Raw genomic sequence first — 20,983 nt, 5'->3', positions numbered from 1 at the left:
GGATGGGCCGGTAGCAGCCCTCGCAGTCCTGGACGGGCAGGAAGGGCCGGGCGTTCCGCCGGGGACGTCGTAGAAGTACGTCCGCGTACGGATCTTCCCACTGCCGACGCTCCTCGTGGTTGCTGCGACGGTGGGGCTGGCCTGGTGGTTCTTCGCGACCCGAGGAACGCTGGCCGACACCTCAGCCACGGACCTGTTGCGACGACCCACCGGTGTACGCGGCGCCCGCCTGCTGCCAGTCAACCTCCCCGACGCCACGCTTCGAAGGTCAGCACCGGTGGCGAATCCTATTTCCTGCTCAAGGAGATCTGGGAAGAAAAGCAGCTCGACTCATAACGTGCGGAGACGCGGATGACATTAATTAAGAAACGCTCTCCTCAACGTTTCCCCCGGGCCAGCTCACTCATTTGCCGCGCATCTGGAGGAGAGGGAGCATCGTTAGCGGGATATGACGAAAGCAAGGTCCCATGGCTTGCCTCACCGCAGCACGGGAAAGGATAAGATGCCTGCGGTCCGTGATGCGACAGTGAGGAAATACACTTACGTGCCTGGGCTGGCGCACCCGGTGCTCGAGTCGCGCGGCACCTTGCACCCCTTCCAGGGAGGGGGCGCACTGGTTGAACTCCAAAACACCCAGTCCATGCTCCGCGAGTTCCTCGTGCTGCTGGAGGCGGCCCAGGAGGAGCTCAATCAGCGGTGGAACGATCAGGAAAAGTCCGGCTGTCATGCGGACCGCGTGTGACGGGGGCGCATTTCCATGAATCGCGACTATGCGGATCCCCCCTTTGCGCGCCGTGAATGGCAATCCGACACATACCCGCACGGGTCGGGCGCTGACTGGCACAGCAGTCCTGTCGATTCCCTTCACTCGGGGGTTCCCTTGGCGCCTCCCGATTCGGGCTGGGATCCGGTCGAGGAACTGGCCTACCTCCTGCAGGAGGCCGTTCCGACGGAACAGGCGACCGTGGTGCCGCCGCATCGCAGCGAGTCGTCATCCGGCGTCAACTTCACCGACCCCATGGACAACCTGGCGCAGATCAGCGCTCAGCTTCCTCCCATCCGGCGATCTTCTGCCGGCCATCGGAAAATGCGAGCCCGAAAACTCCGACTCGCATGGTTGCAGACTGGCAGCTTCGTAATCGTCGCATTCGTTGCCGTCATCGTGGCGATGGTTAGCGTATTTGGCGGCATGGTGGCCTACGCGCCTCTGCAGAACATTTCATCCGGTACGAGGAGCGGGATGATCCCTCAATGGCCTCTTCTCGTGTACGGCCCCTGGATGGTGGCGTCGCTCTCCATCCTGCGAACTGCCTTGCATCGGCGCAGAGCCTTGCACTCATGGTTCATCGTTCTGCTGTTTTCCTTCGTCGCCATCGTGCTGTGCGTAGCTCAGGCCGACCGGACCCTGACCGGCATGGCCGGAGCCGCCTTGCCCGCCCTCGCGTCCCTGGCATGCTTTCAGCAACTGGTCCGACAAATCACATTGACGCTGCCACCGCGGAAGGCGCCCCGGCACCGTCTGTAGCGCCACACACGACATTGGGGCCGTGAATCGTCGAGGCTCGCGCCAAAGCCCCTGCCTGAAGCCGTGGAGCAGGGCCGGGCCGCCTTGATGTACGCGTACATCGTCGTCGCCCTGCCGACCGGTGCCCGTACCGAAGAACCGCGGGCCCTCACTTGGATAACGTCTTCCGCAAGGCCAGGCCGGATGCCGACCCGCCGCGGCCTCCGCACACCGCGGGGTGGGGACCCCAGGACTCGCAAGTCCCGTCGCACGCTGGCGCTGGCGCTGGCGCTGGCGCTGCCGGTGCGTTGCGTCGAAGCTCAGCCGTGTTCCTCCCACGCGTCGCCGGCGGCGAGCCGTTCCCAGCCCTGGTCCTCGAACTGCGGCCATGGACGGGATCTTGGGGACCGAGCCGCAGCGGCCCCAGGCACGCAGCCGAGCACTCCCGAATCGATGGTTGCGCAGAGAGACACGCAGCAACGCCAGAGGGCCCTCACCGATCCGGTGAGGGCCCTCTGACCTGCTACTTCACTGTCGGGGTGGCGGGATTTGAACCCACGACCTCTTCGTCCCGAACGAAGCGCGCTACCAAGCTGCGCTACACCCCGATGTCGCTGCTGTACTGCTTGTCGCGGCGACGTCGTTTACTTTAGCCCACCGCTGGCTAGAGACGAAATCCGGTTTTGATGCGGTGGGGGATGGGGTTGGGGCGGGCGTGGTCGAGGGCGACCAGGAGGACGGCCAGGGCGTAGAAGGAGAGGCCGAGGAGGAGCGCGTTGGCCAAGATGTGCTTGTAGCCGTGGGCCGCGGCGTCGAGGAACGGGTAGAAGTAGCGGCCGGGAGCGCCGGCGCTGATCAGTGCGGCGCGGGTCAGGAAGAAGCCCAGATAGGCCAGGGGATAGACCAGCCAGGTCGCAGCCTGGCGCAGGTGGAGGTTGCCCGGCGCCGTCAGCAGCAGCCAGTCCAGGAGGGCCGCTGCCGGGATCACCGTGTGCAGGAGGTGATGGGCGACTGCGTGCCAGCCCGTCGGGGCGCCTGCCGTGCCCGTCACCGAGAACGGACTCGCCGCGTCCGCCAGCAGCAGGTGGTACACCAGCCCGTTGATCACGGCGTAGAGCAGTGCCGCGCCCGTCAGGGCGGAGGGGAGGGGGCGGCGGGCTGTCCAGGCGCGGCGGGCGGACGCGAGGGTGACCAGGGCCAGCAGGATCGTGCTCTGGACCGAGAAGTGGCTCAGCACCCGCGGCGGGCTGCCGAGCACCAGTGCGAGGGTCACGGCCCCGGCCGCCGTCCCCGCGATGAGCAGACGGAGTAGGCCTGCCAATCGGCGGCGTACCGGCGTCACCACCGCGGAGGCGGGGACGAAGGAGGGCAGGAGCGCGTGGGTCCGCGGGATCGCCGGCAGGTCCGGGATGTCCCTGGGTATTGGGGCGGTCATGCCCTCACGCTAGGGAGAGGGGGCAAAAGGGGCGATACGGGTGGGCCATCCGAGGGAGCCCGGCCCCGCCCGAGCCCCGCGGGCCCAGCCCCTGCCTCTACTCCTTCCCCACCAACGTCAACAACGTCACCTCTGGCGGACACGCGAACCGCACCGGCGTGTAGCGGTTCGTACCGCAGCCCGCCGACACGTGCAGGTACGCCGTGTGGTCGTCCGCCGTGTGCGTGGACAGGCCCTTCACCCGGTCCGTGTCCAGGTCGCAGTTGGTGACGAGGGCGCCGTAGAAGGGGATGCACAGCTGGCCGCCGTGCGTGTGGCCCGCCAGGATCAGGGGGTAGCCGTCCGCCGTGTACGCGTCCAGGACGCGGAGGTACGGCGCGTGCACGACGCCCATCGAGAAGTCCGCCGTCTCCGACGGACCACCGGCCACCTGCGCGTACCGGTCCCGCTTGATGTGCGGGTCGTCCAGTCCTGTCAGCTCCACCGACACGCCCTCGACCTTCAGCGTGCCGCGCGTGTTCGTCAGGTTGACCCAGCCCGCGCCGTCGAAGCCGTCACGCAGGTCCTCCCACGGGTTGTGGACGACGCCGACCGCGGGCGCGTTGCCGTTCAGCCCGTGCCGGCCCTGGGCCTTCTCGAACAGATAGCGGGCGGGGTTGCGCAGCTTGGGGCCGTAGTAGTCGTTGGAGCCGAAGACGTACGCGCCGGGGAGGTCCATCAGCGGGCCGAGCGCGTCGAGGACCTCGGGGACGCCCTCCGGGTCGGACAGGTTGTCGCCCGTGTTGATCACGAAGTCGGGGCGCAGGCCGGCCAGCGAGCGCAGCCAGCGCTGCTTCTTGCGCTGGCCGCTCACCATGTGGATGTCGGAGACCTGCAACACGCGCAGGGGCCGCATCCCGGCGGGGAGGACGGGGACCGTCACCCTCCGGAGACGGAAGGAGCGGGCCTCGAAACCCGCCGAGTACACCAGACCGGCGGCGCCAGCCGCCGCGATGGACAGAGGTACTCCGTATCGCGCGCGCATACGACCATCGTGTCAGACCCGGTCGGCGGCCAGGACCCCACCGTCCCTGGAACGTCCCTGAGCCGCCCCTCAGTTGTCCCTGACGTGCCGCCCCTTAAATGAAGGGGCGTCGTTCCGTGCGCACCTGCGACAATCAAACCCATGACCACGCTCAAGTCGAAGCTCAAGGAAGACCTCAACGCTGCGATCAAGGAGCGCGACGAGCTCCGCTCCTCCACGCTCCGGCTGACCCTCACCGCGATCACGAAGGAAGAGGTCGCGGGCAAGACCAAGCGCGAGCTCTCCGACGACGAGGTGCAGAAGGTGATCACCCGCGAGGCGAAGAAGCGCCGCGAGGCGGCGGACGCCTTCGCGCAGGGTGGTCGCGCCGAGTCGGCAGAGCGGGAGAAGGCGGAGGGCGAGATCCTCGCCACGTACCTGCCCAAGCAGCTCGGCGACGACGAGCTGGAGGCCATCGTCGCCCAGGCCGTCGCGGAGGCGAAGGCGGCCGGTGCCGAGGGGCCGCGGGCGATGGGCGCCGTCATGAAGATCGTGAACCCGAAGGTGGCAGGGCTGGCGGAGGGCGGCCGCGTCGCCGCCGTGGTCAAGAAGTCCCTCGCGGGCTGACCGGGCTGAGCGGGCTGGCCGCGCTGACCGCTGACCGGGCCGATCGGACCGACCAGACCGGCTGCGACGCCAGGACATACATACGGCCCCGCGCCCAGCAGCAACAGAAACGGCCCCCGTCCCCCTGGAAGGGGAGACGGGGGCCGTTGACCGTGTAGGGCGCGAACCGGTAAACGGGGGGGCCTCAGCCCCGCCCACCACCGCCATTGCCGCCGCCGCCATTGCCCTGCCCCTGGAACAGGTTGTCCGGGAGGGTGATGCCGCCGTTGGTGTCGCCCGTCGTGCCGCCGTCGACGAGGCCGCCGATGAAGCCCTCGTCGCCGTTGTTCCCGTCGTCGTCGCCGCGGCCGTTGTCGTCGCGGTCGTCCTCCTTGGGGTCCTTCTCGCCGCTCGGGATGCTGATGAGGTTGAAGGGGGGAGCCTCCTTGCCCTCCAGCGCGCCGGTCATGGCGTCCCGCCAGATCGGGCCGGGAGTGTCACCGCCGTAGACCTGGGCGTGGTAGGTGCCGCCGATGGAGATGTTGGTCATCTTGACCTTCTGGGAGGCGCTGCCGACCCAGACCGCGCCCGACAGGTTCGGCGTGTAGCCGACGAACCAGGCGTTCTTGCGCTCGTCCGTCGTACCCGTCTTACCGGCGTTCGCGCGGCCGCCCGAGAGGCCGGCCTCCTTGCCCGTACCGGAGTCGACCACTCCGCTCAGCAGCGTGTTGATGCTGTCGGCGGTCTTCTCGCTCATCGCACGCGAGCAGGTCGACTTCGGGACCTCCAGCGACTTCTTCTCGCCACCGACGGTCTGGGTGATCGACTCGATGGCGACCGGCGTGCAGTACATGCCGCGGCTGGCGAAGGCGGCGTACGCGCTTGCCATCGTCAGCGGCGAGAGGCCGGTCGAACCGAGGGTCATCGAGGACGGCACCTCGGGCACCTTGTCGCCGTTGCCCTGGACGACGCCGAGGGCGTCGGTCATCTTCACCACGGGGCACATGCCGATGTCGCCGAGCATCTGCACGAAGTAGGTGTTGACCGACAGCTCCATGGCCTCCCTGAGCGCGTACGGCCCGACCTCGGACTCCGCCTCGTTCTCGAGCGTCTCGTTGTTGGTGTTGACCCAGGGCTTCCCGCTGCACGTCTGCACCTGCTGCGGGTACGGCATCTTGTACGGCGCGGGGTACGACTGCGTCGGCGGCTTGCCCTGCTCCAACGCGGCCGCGGCGACGAACGGCTTGAACGTCGAACCGGTCGGGAAGCCGAAGTTCGACCCGCCCATCGAGGCGTCGACCGAGAAGTTGTACTCGGTCTCGTTCTTGCCGTAGCCGTACGGCTTCGACTGGCCCATCCCGAGGATCTTGCCGGTGCCGGGCTCGACGAGCGTGGCGGCCGCGGCCACCTTGTCCGACTTGTAGACGTGGTCCTTCAGCGAGTCCTGCACGGACGCCTGGGCCTGCGGGTCGAGCGTCGTCCGGATGGTCAGGCCGCCCCGGTTCCAGACCTTGGCGCGCTCTTCCTTCGTCTTGCCGAAGACCGGGTCGCTGAGGAAGACCCGCTCGACGTACTTGCAGAAGAAGCTGGCGCCCTGCACGGCCGTGATGCAGCCGTTCTTCGGCTGGGTGACCTTGAGGCCCAGCGGGGCCTCCTTCGCCTTGTCCGCCTCGGCCTGCGAGATGTCGCCGACCTCGGCCATGCGCTCCAGCACGACGTTACGGCGCTTGACGGCCTCGGCCTCGTCGTTGACGGGGTCGTACCGGCTGGGCGACTGGACGATGCCGGCCAGCAGGGCCGACTCGGCGAGGGTCAGGTCCTTGGCGTGTTTGGAGAAGTACCGCTGGGAGGCGGCCTCGACGCCGTAGGCCTGCTGACCGAAGAAGGTGATGTTCAGGTAGTTCTCGAGGATCTTCTTCTTGCCCAGCTCCTCCTCGACCTGGATCGCGTACTTCAGTTCGCGGATCTTGCGGCCGATGGTCTGCTGGGTGGCCTGCGCGACCTTCGTCGGGTCGTCACCGGCCTCCTCGACGAAGACGTTCTTCACGTACTGCTGGGTGAGCGTCGAGGCGCCCTCGGAGACACCGCCGCTCTGCGCGTTCTTGTTCAGGGCGCGCAGGACGCCCTTCAGGTCCACCGCGCCGTGCTGGTAGAAGCGCGAGTCCTCGATCGCGACGATCGCCTTCTGCATGTACGGCGAGATGTTCTTGAGGTCGACGACCGTGCGGTCACGGGAGTAGACCGTGGCGATCTGGTCGCCCTCGGCGTCGAGGATCGTGGTGCGCTGGCTCAGCGGCGGCGTCTTGAGGTTGGCCGGGAGTTCGTCGAAGGACTCCACCGAACCCTTCGCGGCCAGGCCCAGTGCGCCGACCGCGGGCAGCGCGATGCCGGCCAGCACGGCTCCCGCGAGCACACTGACACCGAGGAACTTGGCGGCCTGCTGGGTCGCCGTCAGACCACCGCCGGAGCTCTTCTTTGGCATGAGGGCAGCCTACGTTCTCATTCGCCGGACACGCGTCAATGCCTTGGCCTAAGCTGCTCTCAACTGTCACAGCAGCAGGGCTACGTATCAATACGTCCGGCGACCCCGAATCGTTCCGGAGGTTCCTCACTTTCTTGGTGAGAGCGTGTCCGAATCCGCCTTGTGTGTCACCCGGTGTCCGTTGTGACTCAAGGAAACCGTCCTGATTTGCCGGGATGTTTCGCACATGTCGCAGGCTCACTCCCCCGGGTGATCTGCCGCTTACGCATAGTCCGTTCGGGCCATTCAAGATTGGGCCCGAAGGGGGTGTTGCGCTGTGCCCACCTTCCGTAACGTCCTCAACTGGCGGCGGTGAATATGCCGCTGCCGCCGTGGGGGAGCCTCGATTCGGGAGAGGACGGCGCCGGTATGGGCTGGGTAACCGACTGGAGTGCGCAGGCCGCCTGCCGCACTACCGATCCGGATGAACTGTTTGTTCAGGGAGCAGCGCAGAACAGGGCCAAGGCGGTGTGCACCGGATGCCCGGTGCGGACCGAGTGCCTGGCGGACGCGCTCGACAACCGCGTCGAGTTCGGCGTGTGGGGAGGCATGACGGAGCGCGAGCGCCGCGCACTGCTGCGCAGGCGGCCGACCGTGACCTCCTGGCGTCGGCTCCTGGAGACCGCGCGCTCGGAGTACGAGCGCGGAGCGGGCATCGTGCCGCTCGACGATGACCAGGTGTACGAGAACTACGCGGCGGTGAGCTGAGGGGGTCCGTCCCCTCAGGCCTCCGCCTCGGGCAGCTCCGGCCGGTTGGCCGCGAGCCGGTTGCCGATGTCCCGCAACCCCGCCAGGTCGTGTACGTCGCCGGGAAGTGCGGCCACTTCGGCCACGGCCACCTCGGGGTGCAGCAAGGCGAAGCGGTCCCGTGTGCGCTGCTCGCGAGAGAGCAGGTGCATACGATCGGCGTGCAGCCTCAACAGGCCTGCGGTGAGCTGGTCGGCGGATCGCTCCGGATCGGGGCCGGTGGGGGAGCCGCCGGCGGTGTCACTGTCGGCGGCCGGTGTTCCAGGAGCGGCTGCTTCTGAACTGCCATACGTGTCGGGAGAGTTACGAAGTCCAGCTTTCCCGCTGTCCTGATCCACAATGCGGGGTTCTTCAAGATTTTCGGCGGCGGCGAGTGCCCGCTCGGCGGACAGCTGGGCGGCGCCGCTGCCGTGAACCCGGTTGAGGACCAGCCCGGCCAGCGGCATCTCCTCGGCGGCCAGCCGCTCCACGAAGTACGCGGCTTCCCGCAGCGCGTCCCGCTCGGGCGCCGCCACCACGAGGAACGACGTACCGGGCGCCTGGAGGAGCCTGTACGTGGCGTCCGCGCGCGTGCGGAAACCGCCGAAGGTCGTGTCCATCGCGGCCACGAACGTCTGGACGTCCTTGAGCAGTTGGCCGCCGAGGAGTTTGCCGAGGGTGCCGGTCATCATCGACATCCCGACGTTGAGGAACTTCATGCCGGCGCGGCCGCCCAGCTTGGCCGGGGCCGTCAGCAGCCGGATCAGCCGCCCGTCCAGGAACGACCCGAGCCGCTTGGGCGCGTCCAGGAAGTCCAGCGCGGAGCGGGACGGCGGCGTGTCGACGACGATCAGGTCCCACTCGTCCCGTGCCCGCAGCTGCCCCAGCTTCTCCATCGCCATGTATTCCTGGGTGCCGGCGAAGCCCGCGGAGAGCGACTGGTAGAAGGGGTTCGACAGGATCGTGGCCGCCCGCTCGGCGTCCGCGTGCGCCTCGACGACCTCGTCGAAGGTGCGCTTCATGTCGAGCATCATCGCGTGCAGTTCGCCGTCCCCCTCGACGCCCTTCACACGGCGGGGCGTGTTGTCGAGGGAATCGATGCCCATGGACTGCGCGAGGCGGCGCGCCGGGTCGATGGTGAGGACGACCACCTTGCGGCCACGCTCGGCCGCCCTGAGGCCCAGCGCCGCCGCGGTCGTCGTCTTGCCGACCCCGCCCGAACCGCAGCACACCACGATGCGGGTCCCCGGATCGTCGAGCAGCGGATCGACGTCCAGCGTGCGCGCGGGGGAGAGACGGCGGGTGCCCTCCTGGGCCGGAGCCTTGTCCGCACTCATGACATCCCCTGCTTCCGCAGCTCGCTGGCGAGTTCGTACAGGCCCGCGAGGTCCACGCCCTCGGCGAGCAGCGGCAGTTCATGCAACGGCAGACCCAGCTCGCCCAGTACGGCACGCTGCTCGTGCTCCAGCGCATACCGCTCGGCGTACTCGTCGGCCTGGGTCAGGAGCGGGTCCACCAGCCGCTCGGCGTGCCCGCCCCGGCGCGCCCCGCCCAGTCCCGCGGCGGACAGCGACCGCGCAACAGAGGAACGCGCCACCGTCCTGACGAGTTCCAGCCCGTCCGGGTCCAACACCTCGGGCCGGACCATGTTGACGACGACCCGCCCCACCGGCAGCCGCGCGGCCCGCAGTTCCGCGATGCCGTCGGCGGTCTCCTGGACGGGCATCTCCTCCAGCAGCGTCACCAGGTGCACGGCCGTCTCCGGGGACTTCAGCACCCGCATCACGGCCTGTGCCTGATTGTGTATCGGGCCGATCTTGGCGAGGCCCGCGACCTCGTCGTTCACGTTCAGGAAGCGGGTCACTCGGCCCGTGGGCGGGGCGTCCATGACGACGTAGTCGTACACGAACCGCCCACTCTTGTCTTTCCTGCGCACCGCCTCGCACGCCTTGCCGGTGAGGAGTACGTCCCTCAGGCCGGGCGCGACGGTGGTGGCGAAGTCGATCGCGCCGAGCTTCTTCAGGGCCCGGCCGGCGCTGCCCAGTTTGTAGAACATCTGGAGGTAGTCCAGAAGGGCCAGTTCTGGGTCGATCGCCAGGGCATACACCTCCCCGCCCCCGGGAGCGACGGCGATCTTCCGCTCCTCATAAGGCAGCGCTTCCGTCTCGAAGAGCTGCGCGATGCCCTGGCGTCCCTCGACCTCGACGAGAAGCGTCCGCTTCCCCTCGGTCGCGAGAGCCAACGCGAGAGCGGCGGCGACCGTGGTCTTTCCGGTCCCGCCCTTGCCGCTGACGACCTGGAGCCTGCTCACGTCTTCGAGCGTAACCAGTCGGCGCGCGAGTCAATCGGCAGGCTGTGGATAACCGGTGTCCGATCGGCCACATGGCCGGGGACGGACCCTCGCCGTCACAGCGGATAAAGTCGGCCCATGACCAAGTGGGAATACGCAACCGTGCCGCTGCTCGTCCATGCCACGAAGCAGATTCTGGACACCTGGGGCGAGGACGGCTGGGAGCTCGTCCAGGTCGTGCCCGGCCCGAACAACCCCGAGCAGCTCGTCGCCTACCTGAAGCGGGAAAGGGCGTGAGCGCGGTCGAGGCGCGGCTCGCCGAGCTGGGCCTGACCCTGCCCGCGGTCGTCCCGCCCCTCGCGGCCTACCAGCCGGCCGTGCAGTCCGGCCGGTACGTGTACACGTCCGGCCAACTGCCGATGGTGGACGGCAAGCTCCCGGTCACCGGCAAGGTCGGCGCCGAGGTCACCCCTGCCGAGGCCAAGGACCTGGCCCGCACCTGTGCCCTGAACGCCCTGGCCGCCGTCAAGTCGGTCGCGGGCGACCTGGACCGCATCGCGCGCGTGGTGAAGGTCGTCGGCTTCGTGGCGTCGGCCTCCGACTTCACCGGCCAGCCCGCCGTCCTCAACGGCGCGAGCGAGCTGCTGGGCGAGGTCCTCGGCGACAAGGGTGTGCACGCGCGCAGCGCGGTGGGCGTCGCCGTACTGCCCCTGGACTCGCCGGTCGAGGTGGAGATCCAGGTCGAACTGGCCGAGTAGCCGACGGGGCCGGTGGACTCCGGACGGCAGGGGGCTTCCCACCGGCGTACCCCCTGACCTCGGGCACCTCTCGAACATTCGCGCATCACGGGATAGCCTCCGGCCATGGCGAATGGGCAGTGGTTTCCACCGGACTGGCCGGAGCGTATCCGTGCGCTCGCGGACGGCACGCTCACCCCGGTCGCCCCGAAGCGCGCGGCCACGGTGATGCTCCTGAAGGACGCCGGCAGCGGCCCCGTCATCCACATGCTGCGCAGACGCGCCTCCATGGCCTTCGCCGGAGGCGCGTACGCGTATCCGGGCGGGGGAGTCGACCCGCGCGACGACGACCGGCACGTGCGCTGGGCGGGCCCCCCGCGCACGTGGTGGGCCGAGCGGCTCGGCGTCGACGAGACGGCGGCCCAGGCGGTCGTCTGCGCGGCCGTACGGGAGACGTACGAGGAGGCCGGCGTGCTGCTCGCCGGGCCGACCCCCGGCTCCGTCGTCGGCGACACCACCGGCGACGACTGGGAGGCCGACCGGGCCGCTCTCGTCGCCCGCGAGACGTCCTTCGCGGAGTTCCTCGACCGACGAGGGCTGGTGCTGCGCTCCGACCTGCTGGGCGCCTGGACGCGCTGGATCACCCCGGAGTTCGAGCCCCGCCGCTACGACACCTGGTTCTTCGTCGCCGTGCTCCCCGAGGGCCAGCGCACCCGCAACGCCTCCACGGAGGCCGACCGCACGGTCTGGATCCGGCCCGCCGACGCGGCGGCCTCGTACGACGAGGGTGAGTTGCTGATGATGCCGCCCACGATCGCGACCCTGCGCCAACTGCTCCCGTACGGCACGGCCGCCGAGGCCCTGGCCGCCGCACCCGCGCGCGATCTCACCCCGGTCCTGGCGCGGGCCCGCCTCGTGGACGGCGAGGTCGTGCTGTCCTGGCCGGGACACGACGAGTTCACCAAGCACATCCCGGCCGGTGGAGGCCCCGCATGACCGACGCAGCCGCCCTGCCCGGCCAGCCCCGCGGCGGAGTCCTGTCGGGCCCCGCCACCCCGCGCGCGGTCAACGTCCTCGCGCCCAACGCCTCCGCGATGACCCTGGACGGCACGAACACCTGGCTCGTCTCCGAGCCCGACTCGGACCTGGCCGTCGTGATCGACCCGGGCCCCCTGGACGAGGCTCACCTGCGCGCGGTCGTCGACACCGCAGGGAAGGCCGGCAAGCGCGTCGCCCTGACCCTGCTCACCCACGGCCACCCCGACCACGCCGAGGGCGCCGCCCGCTTCGCCGAGCTGACCGGCACGAAGGTGCGCGCCCTGGACCCGGCGCTGCGCCTGGGCGACGAGGGCCTGGCCGCCGGTGACCTGATCACGGTCGGCGGCCTGGAACTGCGGGTCGTACCGACGCCGGGCCACACCGCCGATTCCCTCTGCTTCCACCTGCCGGCCGACCGCGCGGTCCTGACCGGCGACACGATCCTCGGCCGCGGTACGACCGTCGTGGCGCACCCCGACGGCCGCCTGGGCGACTACCTGGACTCCCTGCGGCGGCTCAGGTCCCTCACGGTCGACGACGGTGTCCACACGGTGCTGCCGGGCCACGGACCCGTTCTGGAGGACGCCCAGGGCGTCGTCGAGTTCTACCTCGCCCACCGCGCCCACCGCCTCGCCCAGGTCGAGACGGCGGTGGAGGACGGCTTCCGCGAGCCTGCCGAGGTCGTCGCCCACGTCTACGCCGACGTGGACCGCTCCTTGTGGCCGGCGGCGGAGCTGTCGGTACGGGCGCAGCTGGAGTACCTCCAGGAGCACGGCCTCATCTAGTCCCGCTCCCTCAGTCCGGCCGGGGTGCCTTCACGCCGTGCACGCGCGCGTACTCCTCCGCGAGCCAGGGCCCGAGATCGTCGACGTACTCGCGCAGGACGTCCACGTCCCCGGTCGGTTCGTAGCCGCGTACGGCCGCCGTGCGGAGCTGTTCCGCGCGCGCGGGGTAGTACGCGGCGAAGGCCTCCGCCATCTCGTGCAGGTCGCTCGTCCAGCCGTTCCAGCGGGGCATGACCAAGGTGAAGGCGGTGCGCACGAGGTGCCGGGACATGAACCGGACCAGTGGCAGCCGGGCCGCGTCGGTGTCCTCGGCCTCGGCGATGCGGGTGCGCCAGCGGACGAGGAACAGAGCGAGATCGCCGTTGGTCTCCCGGGCGAGCAGGGAGCCGGGCCGGTAGCGAGGCAGGTGCCCGGCCAGGTCCTCGCCGAGCAGCGGCGTGCACAGACACGCCACGAACCAGCCCAGGTCGTGCGTCTCCACATCGCTCAGCAGCCGCGCACGGCCGTACAGCAGCGTGCCGACCCCGTCGATCTGCGGGTACTCCTTGTCGAGCGCCTCACCCAGGGCGCGGGCTCCCGCCCGGTCCGCCTCGGTGGGCTCCTCGCGCAGCGCGACCAGGAGATCCAGGTCGCTGCGCCCCACGCGCGCGGTGCCACGAGGAAGCGACCCGTACAGATACGCGCTGTGCAGCCGCGCCCCGAACACGTCCGGCAACCGGTCACGCGCCGCGGCGACGACAGGACGGAAAAAGTGCGGCACGCGCGCGAGGGACCCTTCGCGCGCGATGTACCCCTGGTCGTCGAGCCCCGGGCGGTGTTCGGTCATGGGGCCACTGTGCAACGGGGACGACGACAGGGCTCGCCATTTTCGTGCCGGTGAGGACGGACAGCCCGTCCGGCGTTCGAGGACGAGGCCGTCCAGGCCGAGAGCGGGGGCCTGGGGGCGGCAGCCCCCAGCAACACCTACTCCAACGCCCCCTCGGCCAAGCCGGCGGCTAGCGAGACCGCTTGGCCAGTCGCTCCACGTCCAGCAGGATGACCGCGCGTGCCTCCAGGCGGAGCCACCCGCGCTGCGCGAAGTCCGCCAGCGCCTTGTTCACCGTCTCGCGGGACGCGCCGACCAGCTGGGCCAGCTCCTCCTGCGTGAGGTCGTGGACGACGTGGATGCCTTCCTCGGACTGCACGCCGAAGCGGCGGGAGAGGTCCAGCAGGGCGCGCGCGACACGGCCGGGAACATCGGAGAAGACCAGGTCGGACATGGCGTCGTTGGTCTTGCGCAGGCGCCGGGCGACGGCGCGCAGGAGCGCTGTGGCCACCTCGGGACGGGCGTTGAGCCAGGGCTGGAGGTCGCCGTGGCCGAGGCCGAGCAGCTTCACCTCGGTCAGCGCGGTGGCGGTGGCCGTCCGCGGGCCCGGGTCGAACAGCGACAGCTCGCCGATCAGCTCGCTGGGGCCGACCACCGCCAGCATGTTCTCGCGGCCGTCCGGAGACGTGCGGTGGAGCTTGACCTTGCCCTCGGTGACGACGTAGAGCCGGTCGCCGGGGTCTCCCTCGTGGAACAGGGAGTCGCCACGGGCGAGCGTCACCTCGCTCATGGAGGCGCGGAGCTCCGCGGCCTGCTCGTCGTCGAGTGCCGCGAAGAGCGGGTTGCGCCGGAGGACGTCGTCCACGAGTTCTCTCCTTGTCGACCTGCTCAGGGGATCTTGCTCCCCCGTGTGCCAGGGGTCCGTGTTCCCCATTTTGCCGGACGGTCCAAACAGTGTGATCTGTCACAAGGATGCCGCACACGTGTCCCGGGGTAAGCGGCAGGGGTCCAATCGGGGCTGATCTTCAGGGTCCGGGGCGGATGTCGGTGCCGGGCTTTAGGCTGGCCGGGTGTCCAAATAGCCGGTGAGAGCACAGGCCAAGGGGGCTGGGCGGGTGGTTGTACGTCGCGATTCCGCTGTGGGCGAACAGGGCTCCGGTGGTGATGGGAAGAGGGCGAAAGCCGTGAAGAAGGCGACTGCGGCTGCGAAGGGTACGGCTGCCGTGAAGCCGGCGGCGGTCAAGAAGGCGGCCGTCAAGAAGGTGGCCCCGGCGAAGAAGGCCGATGCTGCCGCCGTGACGTCCCTCAAGCCACCGAAGCCGCCCAGGAACGAGTCCCGCACCGCCCTCGTCCGGCGCGCCCGCCGGATCAACCGCGAGCTGGCCGAGGTCTACCCCTACGCCCACCCCGAGCTGGACTTCGAGAACCCCTTCCAACTGGTGGTCGCCACGGTCCTGTCCGCCCAGACCACCGACCTCCGGGTCAACCAGACCACCCCCGCCCTCTTCGCGAAGTACCCCACCCCCGAGGACCTGGCCGCCGCCAACCCGGAGGACGTCGAGGAGATCCTGCGCCCGACCGGCTTCTTCCGCGCCAAGACCAAGTCGGTGATAGGGCTCTCCAGGGCCCTGGTCGAGCAGTTCGACGGCGAGGTCCCCGGGCGCCTGGAAGACCTGGTGAAGCTTCCCGGCGTCGGCCGCAAGACCGCCTTCGTGGTCCTGGGCAACGCGTTCGGGCGACCGGGAATCACCGTGGACACCCACTTCCAGCGGCTCGTACGGCGCTGGCAGTGGACGGAGGCGACCGAGCCGGACAAGATCGAGGCCGCCGTCGGTGCGCTCTTTCCCAAGAGCGAGTGGACGATGCTCTCGCACCACGTGATCTTCCACGGCCGCCGTATCTGCCACGCCCGCAAGCCCGCCTGCGGCGCCTGCCCCATCGCCCCGCTCTGCCCGGCGTACGGCGAGGGAGAGACGGACCCCGAGAAGGCGAAGAAGCTCCTGAAGTACGAGAAGGGCGGCTTCCCCGGCCAACGGCTGAACCCGCCCCAGGCCTACCTGGACGCGGGTGGCCGGCCCGCTCCCCCACTGGGGGCGGGATGAGGCAGGGTGAAGCCCCGCCGAGCCGGAACGATCCCCGCCCGTTCGGGCGTTGGAGCAGGCAGAGCGGGGGATGGTGTGGCGATGACGCGCGCGAGTGACACGCAGGGCGGGGCGGTGGCCCTCAGTAAAGAAGGGCTGCCGGACTGGCTGGAGCCGGTGGTGGACGCCGCTGAGACGGTGCAGCCGGTGCAGTTGAGCCGTTTCCTGCCCCCGGAGGACGGCGGGGGCAGGCAGTCGGCCGTCCTGATCCTCTTCGGCGAGGGCGAGCGCGGCCCCGAGCTGCTGCTCATGGAGCGCGCCAGCTCCCTGCGCTCGCACGCCGGGCAGCCGTCCTTCCCCGGCGGCGCCCTCGACCCGCAGGACGGCGATCCGCATGGCGACGGCCCGCTGAGGGCCGCCCTGCGCGAGGCCGAGGAGGAGACCGGCCTGGACCCGGCGGGCGTCCAGCTGTTCGGTGTGCTGCCCAAGCTGTACATCCCGGTCAGCGGGTTCGTCGTGACCCCCGTGCTGGGCTGGTGGCGCGAGCCGAGTCCGGTCGGCGTGGTCGATCCGAACGAGACGGCCCGGGTGTTCACGGTCCCCGTGGCGGATCTCACGGATCCCGCCAACCGCGCCACGACGTACCACCCCAGCGGCCACCGAGGCCCGGCATTCCTGGTCGAATCCGCCCTTGTGTGGGGCTTCACCGCCGGCGTGATCGACCGCCTCCTGCACTACGCGGGCTGGGAGCGCCCCTGGGACCGCGAGAAGCTGGTGCCACTCGACTGGCGGTCGTGACAGGGTGTCGTCCGTGCTGTGTGTACCCGGGGGACGACCCTCCGGACCCCGGCCGGCCTGCCGTGGCCGGGTAGAACGAGGCGAGGCCTGAAACGGTGAACGTGCTGGACATCCTGTTGCTGGTCGCGGCCGTCTGGTTCGCCGTCGTCGGCTACCGTCAGGGCTTCGTCGTCGGCATCCTGTCGGTGATCGGTTTCCTGGGCGGCGGCCTCGTCGCCGTCTATCTGCTGCCGGTCATCTGGGACTGGCTCACCGACAACTCCGAGGTGAGCACGACGGCCGCGGTCGTCGCGGTGGTCGTCGTGATCGTCTGCGCCTCCGTGGGGCAGGCCCTCACCACCCACCTGGGCAACAAACTGCGCCGTCACATCACCTGGTCCCCGGCCCGCGCGCTGGACGCGACCGGCGGCGCCCTGGTCAACGTGGTCGCGATGCTGCTGGTGGCCTGGCTGATCGGGTCCGCCCTCGCCGGTACCACCCTGCCCACGCTGGGCAAGGAGGTCCGTAGCTCCACGGTGCTGCACGGCGTGTCCGAGGCACTGCCCGCCCAGGCCGACACCTGGTTCGCCGACTTCTCCTCGGTCCTCGCGCAGAACGGCTTCCCGCAGGTGTTCAGCCCGTTCGCCAACGAGCCGATCACCAACGTCCAGCCGCCCGACCCGGCCCTGGCCAACAGCGCCGTGGCGGTCCGCGCGCAGCGCTCCATCGTGAAGGTGATGGGCACCGCGGAGAGCTGCGGCAAGGTCCTGGAGGGCACAGGCTTCGTCTTCGGCGAGCGCCGCGTCATGACCAACGCGCATGTCGTCGGCGGCGTCGACGAGCCGACCGTCCAGATCGGCGGTGAGGGCCGCAAGTACGACGCCACGGTCGTGCTGTACGACTGGAAGCGAGACATCGCCGTCCTCGACGTACCGGATCTCGACGCGCCCGTCCTCCAGTTCACCACCGGGGACGCGGCGAGCGGGGACAGCGCGATCGTCGCCGGCTTCCCGGAGAACGGCGCGTACGACGTCCGCGCGGCGCGCGTGCGGGGCCGTATCACGGCCAACGGCCCCGACATCTACCACCGCGGCACCGTCCGCCGTGACGTCTACTCGCTGTACGCGACGGTTCGCCAGGGCAACTCCGGCGGCCCGCTGCTCACGCCCGAAGGCAAGGTGTACGGCGTGGTGTTCGCGAAGTCCCTCGACGACGCGGACACCGGCTACGCGCTCACCGCGGACGAGATCCGGCAGGACATCGCCCGGGGACGCACCGCGAACCAGCAGGTGGACAGCGACAACTGCGCCCTGTGAGACGGGTGCGGTCGGTCAGCCGGCGGACTGCGCCCCGGGAGAGGCCCGCGCGAGGTCGTCAGTCGCGCGGGTGACGCAGGCGTACCGAGACCCAGCGGGCCCGGCGGCGCAGGATGCGCGGAATGCCCACACGCGGGTCGCTGCCCTGCAACTGCGGGCCGCTACCTCGTTGGTGGGAGTCAAGACCACCGGTCGAGCGGCGGTTGCGTGCTGCGTCACTGTAGTCGTGCGTCCAGCCCATACCCCGACGTCTGCCCCTGCCCCAAGGTCGATAACCGCGCGACAGCCCACCAATTGGCCTATGCGTCAGGCAATTGGCTGTTCGTAGTACAGATGTTCAGCACCGGATACCGGGCGCGACGGCCCGGTCACCGATCGGGTTCGGGATCCTTCAGCCAGTTGACCAGTTCGGTGGAGAAAGCGACCGGATCCTCTTCGTGCGGGAAGTGCCCGAGTCCGTCGAACAGGCGCCAGCGGTACGGCGCTTCGACGTACTCGCCCGAACCGGCCGCGCTGCGCGTGCGCATCACCGGGTCCAGCGAGCCGTGCAGATGCAACGTCGGCACGCGCACGGGCCGCTTCATGCGCCGATAGAACTGGATCCCGTCCGGCCGGGCCAGCGACCGCACCAGCCACCGGTACGGCTCCACCGAGCAGTGCGCGGTGGAGGGGATGCACATCGCCCGCCGGTACGTCTCGATCGCCTCGTCCTCCGGCGGGCGCGGACCGGACCACTCGCGGATCAGCCGGCCTACCAGCTCGCCGTCGTCGGCGGTCAGCTGCCGTTCCGGGATCCAGGGCCGCTGGAACCCCCAGATGTGGGAGCCGGCGGTGGTCTGCCGGACGTCGGCGAGCATCGCCGAGCGCCAGCGCCTGGGGTGCGGCATCGAGGAGACGGCGAGCCGCCGTACGAGCTTGGGGCGCATGACCGCCGCCGTCCATGCCAGATAGCCGCCCAGGTCATGGCCGACCAGCGCGGCGTCCGGCTCGCCCAGGGAGCGGATCACGCCGGTGATGTCGAGGGCGAGGTTGGCCGGGTCGTAGCCGCGGGGCGTGCGGTCGCTGCCGCCGACGCCCCGCAGGTCCATGGCCACGGCCCGGAACCCGGCGTCGGCCAGCGCGGTCAGCTGATGCCGCCACGTCCACCAGAACTGGGGGAAGCCGTGCACGAGCATCACGAGGGGGCCGTCGCCCAGCTCGGCGATGTGGAAGCGCGCGCCGTTGGCGGCGACCTCCCGGTGGGTCACCTTGGTCTCGCCGACGAACTCGGGCCGTACTACCGAGGCCGGCTGAGCCGAAGGGGTGGCGGGGTCCGTCATGACGACGAGCGTGCCACAGCCTCGACGGCTTTCCGGTCCTGATCCCGCGCGAGCTCGGGCCGCGGGTGCGGCTTGGCGTTCTGGAGGACGCCCGCCGACTCCTTCATCGAGGCGGCGACCTTCTGCGGGCCCTTGCTCCTCTTCGCCTTCTTGGCGAAGAGGACGCCGACCAGTGCCAGGACCACGGCGATGAGGACGTTCGCGGCGAAGGACAGCAGGAAGCAGATCGCGAGATTCCAGTCGCTCCAGGTACGGATGCCGTACGCGAGGGCGAAGTTCAGCATCGGCAGCGAGAACAGCAGGATCGCCGCGGCCACCGTGAACGCCCCGCCGCTCGTCGCGCCGCGCTTCACGTCCTGTTTGAGCTGTGCCTTCGCCAGCGCGATCTCGTCGTGCACCAGCGACGACATCTCGGTCGTCGCGGAGGCGAACAGCTGGCCGATGCTTCGTTCGGCGCCGACCGGGCTGCCGTCGGGTGCGCTCATCGCGGTCTCCCTCGTCTTGTACGGTTCCGCCGTCTTCTGCCTGACTGCGTGCGGTCCCGTCTTTTGTACCGTCCCGTCAGATCATGCCGGACGGTCGCCCTCGTTGCCCGCCCCGCCCGGCACTTCGGCAAGCCCGTGGCGCGCGGCGGTCTTCTCCGCGGCCATCCGGCGGTGCTCGGCGGCCTTCCGCTCGTGGATGTCCGCCATCCGCAGGTGGTACGCCGGGTCGTCCTCCTCGTAGATGTCCGGGACGCCGCTGAGGTCGTCGTCGCGCTCCTCGGCCTCGCAGATCCGGCGGTACTTGGCGTTGCGCAGCTTCAGCAGGACGGTGGCCAGGGCCGCCGCGATCAGCGAACCGATCAGGACGGCAGCCTTGACCTCGTCGGTGAGGACCCCGTCGCCCTCGAAGGCCAGCTCCCCGATCAGCAGCGAGACGGTGAAGCCGATACCGGCGAGCGAGGCGACGGCGAAGACGTCCGCCCAGGCGAGATCCTCGCTGAGCGAGGCCCGGGTGAAGCGGACGGTCAGCCAGGTCCCGCCGAAGATGCCGACCGTCTTGCCGACGACCAGACCCAGCACGACTCCCAGCGTCTCCGGCTTGGTGAAGACGTCCCCGACCGCGCCGCCGGAGATCGACACCCCGGCGCTGAACAGGGCGAACAGCGGAACCGCGAGGCCCGCCGACAGCGGGCGCACGAGGTGTTCGATCTGCTCGCCGGGGGAGTGCTTCTCGCCCTCGCGGGTGGTGCACCGCAGCATCAGGCCCATCGCGACACCCGCGATGGTGGCGTGGATGCCGCTGTTGTACATCAGCGCCCAGATGAGCAGCGCGAGCGGCACGTACACGTACCAGCCGCGTACGCCCTTGCGCAGCAGCAGCCAGAACACGACGAGGCCGACGACCGCGCCGCCGAGCGCGGCGAAGTCGATGCCCTCGGTGAAGAAGACGGCGATGATCAGGATCGCGAACAGGTCGTCCACGACGGCGAGCGTGAGGAGGAAGGCGCGCAGGGCACTGGGCAGGGAGGTGCCGATGACGGCCAGCACGGCGAGCGCGAAGGCGATGTCGGTCGCGGTGGGCACGGCCCAGCCGTCCAGGGAGCCGCCGCCGGTGAGGTTGGTCACTACATAGACCAGTGCCGGTACGGCCATGCCGCACAGGGCGGCGACGACGGGCAGCGCGGCGGCCCTCGGGTCCTTGAGGTCACCGGCGACGAGCTCGCGCTTGAGCTCGATGCCGGCGACGAAGAAGAAGACGGCGAGGAGCCCGTCGGCCGCCCAGTGCTCGATCGACAGGTTCAGCCCGAGCGTCCCGGGGCCGAGGTGGAAGTGGCTGACGCTCTCGTAGCTGTCGTGCAGCGCGGGTATGTTCGCCCAGATCAGCGCGGAGACGGCGGCGACCAGCAGCAGTACACCGCCGACGGTCTCGGTGCGCAGCGCGTCCGCGACGTAGTTCCGCTCGGGCAGGGACAGACGTCCGAAGACCTTGCGGGGGGTGGTGCGGGGCGAGGGCACGACAGGGACCTCCGGTGAGTGGGCAGCACAGAACTCATGC

At 69.9% G+C, this 20,983-nt stretch carries 22 protein-coding genes and 1 tRNA gene; 11 read left to right on the top strand and 12 right to left on the bottom strand.

The genetic code is table 11. The annotated features are described in order from the left end of the window. The first annotated feature begins 544 nt into the window (after nt 1-544). Nucleotides 545-742 (top strand): hypothetical protein, encoded by a 198-nt coding sequence (locus tag ACFWJX_RS24245; RefSeq protein ID WP_383246782.1) that lies wholly within the window; start codon nt 545-547, stop codon nt 740-742. Nucleotides 743-757: 15 nt separating this feature from the next. Further along, entirely contained in the window at nt 758-1,525 is a 768-nt protein-coding gene (locus ACFWJX_RS24240) for a DUF2637 domain-containing protein (protein WP_383246779.1), read from the top strand. Nucleotides 1,526-2,038: 513 nt separating this feature from the next. Here the strand turns inward: ACFWJX_RS24240 and ACFWJX_RS24235 are convergent. The 3 genes from ACFWJX_RS24235 to ACFWJX_RS24225 all read right to left on the bottom strand — a co-directional run bounded on the left by ACFWJX_RS24235 (nt 2,039) and on the right by ACFWJX_RS24225 (nt 3,963). Then, nucleotides 2,039-2,112 (bottom strand) — tRNA-Pro (locus tag ACFWJX_RS24235). A 56-nt stretch (nt 2,113-2,168) separates the two neighbouring features. Beyond that, complete coding sequence (locus ACFWJX_RS24230) at nt 2,169-2,939, bottom strand: Pr6Pr family membrane protein (protein WP_383246776.1); 771 nt, start codon at nt 2,937-2,939, stop codon at nt 2,169-2,171. Nucleotides 2,940-3,036: 97 nt separating this feature from the next. Beyond that, entirely contained in the window at nt 3,037-3,963 is a 927-nt protein-coding gene (locus tag ACFWJX_RS24225; RefSeq protein WP_383246773.1) for a metallophosphoesterase, read from the bottom strand. Between the two features lie 141 nt (nt 3,964-4,104). Here ACFWJX_RS24225 and ACFWJX_RS24220 point away from each other — a divergent pair, with 141 nt between their 5' ends. Beyond that, on the top strand, nt 4,105-4,569 hold the full coding sequence (locus ACFWJX_RS24220; protein ID WP_381187837.1) for a GatB/YqeY domain-containing protein: 465 nt from the start codon (nt 4,105-4,107) through the stop codon (nt 4,567-4,569). A 184-nt stretch (nt 4,570-4,753) separates the two neighbouring features. On the opposite strand, the gene ACFWJX_RS24215 is transcribed toward ACFWJX_RS24220, so the two are convergent. Continuing rightward, entirely contained in the window at nt 4,754-7,030 is a 2,277-nt protein-coding gene (locus ACFWJX_RS24215; protein ID WP_383246769.1) for a transglycosylase domain-containing protein, read from the bottom strand. Nucleotides 7,031-7,438: 408 nt separating this feature from the next. Here ACFWJX_RS24215 and wblA point away from each other — a divergent pair, with 408 nt between their 5' ends. Further along, on the top strand, nt 7,439-7,777 hold the full coding sequence (wblA, locus tag ACFWJX_RS24210; protein WP_190046553.1) for a transcriptional regulator WblA: 339 nt from the start codon (nt 7,439-7,441) through the stop codon (nt 7,775-7,777). A 14-nt stretch (nt 7,778-7,791) separates the two neighbouring features. Here the strand turns inward: wblA and ACFWJX_RS24205 are convergent, their stop codons facing one another. After that, nucleotides 7,792-9,132 (bottom strand): ArsA family ATPase, encoded by a 1,341-nt coding sequence (locus ACFWJX_RS24205; protein WP_383246766.1) that lies wholly within the window; start codon nt 9,130-9,132, stop codon nt 7,792-7,794. Beyond that, nucleotides 9,129-10,106, bottom strand: coding sequence for an ArsA family ATPase (locus ACFWJX_RS24200; protein WP_383246763.1), 978 nt, complete (start codon nt 10,104-10,106; stop codon nt 9,129-9,131). Before ACFWJX_RS24200 ends, ACFWJX_RS24205 begins: the two co-directional genes overlap by 4 nt. Nucleotides 10,107-10,223: 117 nt before the next feature. Between ACFWJX_RS24200 and ACFWJX_RS24195 the strand changes: the two genes are divergently transcribed. The 4 genes from ACFWJX_RS24195 (at nt 10,224) to ACFWJX_RS24180 (ending at nt 12,645) form a co-directional block, all read left to right on the top strand. After that, nucleotides 10,224-10,382 (top strand): DUF4177 domain-containing protein, encoded by a 159-nt coding sequence (locus ACFWJX_RS24195; protein WP_073492664.1) that lies wholly within the window; start codon nt 10,224-10,226, stop codon nt 10,380-10,382. Next, on the top strand, nt 10,379-10,843 hold the full coding sequence (locus tag ACFWJX_RS24190; RefSeq protein WP_383246760.1) for a RidA family protein: 465 nt from the start codon (nt 10,379-10,381) through the stop codon (nt 10,841-10,843). Before ACFWJX_RS24195 ends, ACFWJX_RS24190 begins: the two co-directional genes overlap by 4 nt. A gap of 105 nt (nt 10,844-10,948) precedes the next feature. Beyond that, nucleotides 10,949-11,818, top strand: coding sequence for an NUDIX hydrolase (locus tag ACFWJX_RS24185; protein ID WP_383246757.1), 870 nt, complete (start codon nt 10,949-10,951; stop codon nt 11,816-11,818). Then, complete coding sequence (locus ACFWJX_RS24180) at nt 11,815-12,645, top strand: MBL fold metallo-hydrolase (RefSeq protein ID WP_383246754.1); 831 nt, start codon at nt 11,815-11,817, stop codon at nt 12,643-12,645. The genes ACFWJX_RS24185 and ACFWJX_RS24180 overlap by 4 nt, the downstream gene beginning before the upstream one ends. Before the next feature lie 10 nt (nt 12,646-12,655). Here the strand turns inward: ACFWJX_RS24180 and ACFWJX_RS24175 are convergent, their stop codons facing one another. Together ACFWJX_RS24175 and ACFWJX_RS24170 are read right to left on the bottom strand one after the other, a co-directional pair. Further along, the gene (locus ACFWJX_RS24175; protein ID WP_383246751.1) at nt 12,656-13,471 is read right to left on the bottom strand and encodes a nucleotidyltransferase domain-containing protein; all 816 of its coding nucleotides are present in this window, start codon (nt 13,469-13,471) and stop codon (nt 12,656-12,658) included. Nucleotides 13,472-13,640: 169 nt separating this feature from the next. Beyond that, nucleotides 13,641-14,315, bottom strand: a complete 675-nt coding sequence (locus ACFWJX_RS24170; RefSeq protein WP_020129286.1) for a Crp/Fnr family transcriptional regulator — start codon at nt 14,313-14,315, stop codon at nt 13,641-13,643. Between the two features lie 274 nt (nt 14,316-14,589). Here ACFWJX_RS24170 and nth point away from each other — a divergent pair, with 274 nt between their 5' ends. From nth to ACFWJX_RS24155, 3 genes are all read left to right on the top strand, one after another. Further along, nucleotides 14,590-15,552 carry an endonuclease III gene (gene nth / locus ACFWJX_RS24165; protein ID WP_383247103.1) on the top strand — a complete coding sequence of 321 codons (963 nt, stop codon included), beginning with the start codon at nt 14,590-14,592 and terminating at the stop codon, nt 15,550-15,552. Between the two features lie 81 nt (nt 15,553-15,633). Beyond that, nucleotides 15,634-16,329 carry an NUDIX hydrolase gene (locus ACFWJX_RS24160; RefSeq protein WP_383246748.1) on the top strand — a complete coding sequence of 232 codons (696 nt, stop codon included), beginning with the start codon at nt 15,634-15,636 and terminating at the stop codon, nt 16,327-16,329. A gap of 95 nt (nt 16,330-16,424) precedes the next feature. Beyond that, the gene (locus tag ACFWJX_RS24155; RefSeq protein WP_383246744.1) at nt 16,425-17,624 is read left to right on the top strand and encodes a MarP family serine protease; all 1,200 of its coding nucleotides are present in this window, start codon (nt 16,425-16,427) and stop codon (nt 17,622-17,624) included. A 58-nt stretch (nt 17,625-17,682) separates the two neighbouring features. On the opposite strand, the gene ACFWJX_RS24150 is transcribed toward ACFWJX_RS24155, so the two are convergent. The 4 genes from ACFWJX_RS24150 to nhaA all read right to left on the bottom strand — a co-directional run bounded on the left by ACFWJX_RS24150 (nt 17,683) and on the right by nhaA (nt 20,943). Continuing rightward, the gene (locus ACFWJX_RS24150) at nt 17,683-17,865 is read right to left on the bottom strand and encodes a hypothetical protein (protein ID WP_383246741.1); all 183 of its coding nucleotides are present in this window, start codon (nt 17,863-17,865) and stop codon (nt 17,683-17,685) included. Between the two features lie 127 nt (nt 17,866-17,992). Next, the gene (locus tag ACFWJX_RS24145) at nt 17,993-18,943 is read right to left on the bottom strand and encodes an alpha/beta fold hydrolase (RefSeq protein ID WP_383246738.1); all 951 of its coding nucleotides are present in this window, start codon (nt 18,941-18,943) and stop codon (nt 17,993-17,995) included. Further along, a complete protein-coding gene (locus tag ACFWJX_RS24140) occupies nt 18,940-19,428 on the bottom strand; it encodes a phage holin family protein (RefSeq protein ID WP_383246735.1) in 489 nt (162 codons plus the stop codon). The genes ACFWJX_RS24145 and ACFWJX_RS24140 overlap by 4 nt, the downstream gene beginning before the upstream one ends. 81 nt (nt 19,429-19,509) lie before the next feature. Next, complete coding sequence (gene nhaA / locus ACFWJX_RS24135; protein ID WP_383246732.1) at nt 19,510-20,943, bottom strand: Na+/H+ antiporter NhaA; 1,434 nt, start codon at nt 20,941-20,943, stop codon at nt 19,510-19,512. Between the last annotated feature and the right edge of the window lie 40 nt (nt 20,944-20,983).

This window comes from Streptomyces sp. NPDC058335 (genome assembly GCF_042723915.1).
Lineage (GTDB): Bacteria > Actinomycetota > Actinomycetes > Streptomycetales > Streptomycetaceae > Streptomyces.
This window is presented reverse-complemented; position numbering and strand designations above follow the sequence as displayed.

Coding starts and splice junctions, on each gene's coding strand:
- ACFWJX_RS24225 (WP_383246773.1), bottom strand. CDS start 3,963: ATGCGCGCGCGATACGGAGTACCTCTGTCCATCGCGGCGGCTGGCGCC.
- ACFWJX_RS24195 (WP_073492664.1), top strand. CDS start 10,224: ATGACCAAGTGGGAATACGCAACCGTGCCGCTGCTCGTCCATGCCACG.
- ACFWJX_RS24145 (WP_383246738.1), bottom strand. CDS start 18,943: ATGACGGACCCCGCCACCCCTTCGGCTCAGCCGGCCTCGGTAGTACGG.
- ACFWJX_RS24220 (WP_381187837.1), top strand. CDS start 4,105: ATGACCACGCTCAAGTCGAAGCTCAAGGAAGACCTCAACGCTGCGATC.
- ACFWJX_RS24205 (WP_383246766.1), bottom strand. CDS start 9,132: ATGAGTGCGGACAAGGCTCCGGCCCAGGAGGGCACCCGCCGTCTCTCC.
- wblA (WP_190046553.1), top strand. CDS start 7,439: ATGGGCTGGGTAACCGACTGGAGTGCGCAGGCCGCCTGCCGCACTACC.
- ACFWJX_RS24240 (WP_383246779.1), top strand. CDS start 758: ATGAATCGCGACTATGCGGATCCCCCCTTTGCGCGCCGTGAATGGCAA.
- ACFWJX_RS24180 (WP_383246754.1), top strand. CDS start 11,815: ATGACCGACGCAGCCGCCCTGCCCGGCCAGCCCCGCGGCGGAGTCCTG.
- ACFWJX_RS24215 (WP_383246769.1), bottom strand. CDS start 7,030: ATGCCAAAGAAGAGCTCCGGCGGTGGTCTGACGGCGACCCAGCAGGCC.
- ACFWJX_RS24175 (WP_383246751.1), bottom strand. CDS start 13,471: ATGACCGAACACCGCCCGGGGCTCGACGACCAGGGGTACATCGCGCGC.
- ACFWJX_RS24230 (WP_383246776.1), bottom strand. CDS start 2,939: ATGACCGCCCCAATACCCAGGGACATCCCGGACCTGCCGGCGATCCCG.
- ACFWJX_RS24150 (WP_383246741.1), bottom strand. CDS start 17,865: ATGGGCTGGACGCACGACTACAGTGACGCAGCACGCAACCGCCGCTCG.
- ACFWJX_RS24160 (WP_383246748.1), top strand. CDS start 15,634: ATGACGCGCGCGAGTGACACGCAGGGCGGGGCGGTGGCCCTCAGTAAA.
- ACFWJX_RS24140 (WP_383246735.1), bottom strand. CDS start 19,428: ATGAGCGCACCCGACGGCAGCCCGGTCGGCGCCGAACGAAGCATCGGC.
- ACFWJX_RS24185 (WP_383246757.1), top strand. CDS start 10,949: ATGGCGAATGGGCAGTGGTTTCCACCGGACTGGCCGGAGCGTATCCGT.